Origin of the sequence: Planktothrix sp. FACHB-1355, from assembly GCF_014748295.1 — a bacterium.
Classification (GTDB): Bacteria; Cyanobacteriota; Cyanobacteriia; order Cyanobacteriales; family Aerosakkonemataceae; genus Aerosakkonema; species Aerosakkonema funiforme_A.
In genome coordinates, this window is record NZ_JACJUP010000769.1 from 1 (window position 1) to 3,433 (window position 3,433).

General features: G+C 43.9%; 4 protein-coding genes. All 4 read right to left on the reverse strand.

Annotation, left to right across the window (positions count from 1 at the left end):
- Positions 1 to 748, reverse strand: a 748-nt coding sequence (locus H6S82_RS24580) for a peptidylprolyl isomerase (protein ID WP_191056857.1), incomplete at its 3' end; no start/stop codon positions are given.
- Positions 749 to 817: 69 nt separating this feature from the next.
- The gene (locus tag H6S82_RS24585) at positions 818 to 1,096 is read right to left on the reverse strand and encodes a hypothetical protein (RefSeq protein ID WP_190464763.1); all 279 of its coding nucleotides are present in this window, start codon (positions 1,094 to 1,096) and stop codon (positions 818 to 820) included.
- Between the two features lie 10 nt (positions 1,097 to 1,106).
- Positions 1,107 to 2,339, reverse strand: coding sequence for a T3SS effector HopA1 family protein (locus tag H6S82_RS24590; RefSeq protein ID WP_190464762.1), 1,233 nt, complete (start codon positions 2,337 to 2,339; stop codon positions 1,107 to 1,109).
- 25 nt (positions 2,340 to 2,364) lie between these two features.
- A partial coding sequence (locus H6S82_RS24595; protein WP_191056858.1) for a phosphotransferase occupies positions 2,365 to 3,433 on the reverse strand: 1,069 nt, incomplete at its 5' end.

Consider the following 3,433-nt stretch of genomic DNA (forward strand, 5'->3'; position numbering starts at 1 on the left):
CCTTTAACCAATTTTTGAAAAGAGATTCTAAAATTTCGTCTCTAACTGATTCGCTAAGTTGGGGAGGAAACATTTTTTCAATTTTGATAATGTGATAGCCAAATTTAGTTTGAATTGGCCCAACTACCTCACCTTCTTTCGCTTCCGAGACAGCTTCTGCTACCTCCGGCATCAATCTGGAAAGAAAATGAATCCCAACAAAACCACCATTTTGTTTAGACTGTCGATCTTTAGAATACTCTAGTGCTAAAGCACAGAAGGCGGCTTTGTCTTGTTGAAGTGCAGCGGCTATTTTCAAAGCCTCTGTTTCCTCGCCTAATAAAATTTGAGAGAAAGCAATGCGTTTATAATTTTTGCGGTTGTTGATATAATATGAATCGACTGATGCGCCAAAAAGTTGTTCTTTTAGTTTCTTGGTAAGTAGCGCGACTCTAATCCCACTAGACCAATCCTCTACCGCGATTCGCTGCTCTTGAAGCCAAGATAAGGTTTGAGAAGAACTCAATAATTTATGTTCGAGGCGAAAGCTATCTCCGGCTGCTTGTAATTCTGACTCGGCAACAGTAATGCCGCGTCGATCGCATATCGCTAAAATCAGCGCATCGCGCTCGGCATTAGTTGCAATTTCAGCAAATTTGTAATTACGGCGCAGGTAAGCAATAATATCTGCATCTGTTAAAGGGGGGATTTTTGGCAGTGAAGATTCTTGTGTAAATTGCAATTGAGTTTTTTCCATTGTTTTCTGCATTGCGGTTTTCTCCTTAAGTCTGTAGTTTTAGGTTTTGAAGGAATAAGGTGGGCAATGCCCACCCTACTTTTAAGATCGATAAAGCAATTTTTCAGAGGGGACTTGTTGGATTTTTAACCGATCGCGATGTAAGTCGCCGTAAATGTTGAGATAATCAATTTCAGGGGGTGTGAGTTTGCCTTGCTGGACAGCTGCGATCGCCGCATCCACCTCTTCGCGCCGCCGCAGACCCGTCAAGCAAACATCCACGCAGTTTTGGCTCAAAGAATAGCGATACAAATCTGGAACGGAAGGTCGCCAGCATTCTGTTGGCAGACCCGCAGGCGCTTTGTAAAGGGAAGTGTGCATACCAGCAGACTTAAAGGTGACAATACCGGGTCGCTGCGGGTCTTCGGCATCTAAATAAGGAAAGACTCGATCTTGGGCAGTACGGTGAGCAATATTGTGTCTCACCATCACCACATCTAACAAAGGGTTGTGCAACCACTGATGAGCTAGATCGTGGTCGTGAAAAGAGGCACCGATATAGCGAAATCCCCAAAAGAGAGAAATTTTTTGTAATAGATGCCATACGGCTATCTGGAGAGTCATCCCCATTTTGCCAAGCTTCCAGTAAACCATTAGCAACTATTTGGCAGCGATGCGTCCCGAAACTTTCTTTGGTAGTGAATTTGCGATCGGGTTCTTCCGCTAGAGCAAGTCCCGGCGCGAGCAATTTGGTGAACAGAGGCACTTCTGGCTGAAAATGCGATCGCTTTTCTGTATAAACGGTTTGAAGCACTTGCCGCACTACTTCATAGTTACCTTTTGCAAAGTAGAGAACTGCACTATCGTAGCGTTCGTAGGCAGAAGGATTGTAGAGAGCTTTGAACGAAAAGGGAATAGAAATTTCGTTCAGGTGTCTTGTAATAGCAGCCATAATCGCTACCGCACCTTCAGGCGTTAAATTAAAGTAAATTCGCACCGTTTGAGGATCGACATTTGAATTGTCGAGACGTTGCGAACCTTTATTGCCGACTGCCATGTAAAAGCCATTTTGAACTAAATTGCGCGGTTTGCGGATAGCAACCGCATCGCCGACAGCAGCGGATTTATCCTCTAATCGTAGATGGCGATCGCGCTGGATGTGCAAAGTCAAATTGTTTTTTGTGACTGCTAGGCTGCCATCATCCTCTTGTTTTAGCACACTCCAACCGGGATCGAAATAGCCTTCCCCACAATTGCTTTCGTGCAATCGATCGTAAAATTTTAGGTCTACTCCCAAATAGGTGTTGTTTTCCAGATTTTGCTGAGCTTCTAAATCCATTGAATCAGCTTCTGGTGCCAGAGATTTTCGCAACGAGGCGTTGTAATAAATTCCGTACAAAAAACTTCGCAATCGTAAACTGAGATACTTGTTGCGAAGCTCCAAAGGTAGGCTTTGGAAACGGGATGCTACTTCCTCTGGAAGTTCTAAGGGTTTGTAATCGGGATGGCTAATGCAGAAGTCGGATTTAATCTGCATTTTATTGGCGATGTCTTGCAGAGAATCCAGCACTCGATCGCCAGATACAGTTGGTTGTAAAATTTTAAGAGAATCTACCAATTGCATAATAGTTTAATTTCACTAGAAAGACTCAAGCGATCGCAGGAATGAAACCAGTTATTTCAGATGCCGCATTGCCAAAAACAGTCGCCATTGACTGTTCCGGACGGGAAAGTAAACCCTTGGCAACCTGAAGCGTACAAATACCCGTATTGCCAAAAGTTTTTTGGTACTGTATCTGAGACTGAATTTGCGTAATCAAGCCAATACCGGCAAACTGCATGACTCTCTTTAAGAAATCGGGACGACGCTCTCTAATTTCTGGAAAGTTACCGAAATAAGCACTAACCAAAGCAGCAATTGAAGGTTGGATTTGTTCGAGTGGTATCATCGCCATGCGGAGAGATTCTTCCATCTCAATTGCTTTACTTACAACTAAGCTAATCAGCCAGATTTGTAAGTAGCTGGCGATGATCGTACCTAAGTCAAGCGCAGGGTCTCCCCAGTTACAGCGTTCCCAATCTATCAGTCGAACGATGCTGCTTTCTGATGGTTCTGCTTTTAAGAGGGCTTGCTCCCAATCGTCGTGCAGTAATATGTTGTTCAACTTTAAGTCGTTATGAGTGAGACAGCAAGGTTCGTAAGAGGCAATAAGTTCTGCAATAGCCGTTCTTAAACTTTCATAACGCTGGTAGAGGGTGAAGAATTTGATTCCGTCTGCGGGTACTTGACCGAAAATTTCCGGGGTAATTCGATCCAACTTCCGCACACTGTCCGTAATTCTATAACTGGCTACTCCTTGGCGATTTTGCGTGAAGAAGTCCCGATAATCCTGACGATCTAGAGTAGCGCGATGGATCGCTGCTATAATGGCTCCAATTGCAGATGCGATCGCTGTCGGAAAAACCTTCTCCTTGGCGTAGAACTTTGCTAGATCGCGATAGTCATTTAGGTAGTTGAAAACAATAATTGCGTTTTCTGCATCAAAATTTAGCACCTCCGGAAGTAGCGGACGGAGGTAGCTGAGTTCTGGAGATTGTTGTAAAAACTCCTGCATCCGCCATTCGTTGAAAAATTCGCCCGCAGTTTTCCCTTCTTTGTTATAGCGCTCTTGCTTAACCAGAAGTTTGCGATCGTCTGGCAAACTCAGTATCAAATTA

Coding starts and splice junctions, on each gene's coding strand:
- H6S82_RS24590 (WP_190464762.1), bottom strand. CDS start 2,339: ATGCAATTGGTAGATTCTCTTAAAATTTTACAACCAACTGTATCTGGC.
- H6S82_RS24585 (WP_190464763.1), bottom strand. CDS start 1,096: ATGCACACTTCCCTTTACAAAGCGCCTGCGGGTCTGCCAACAGAATGC.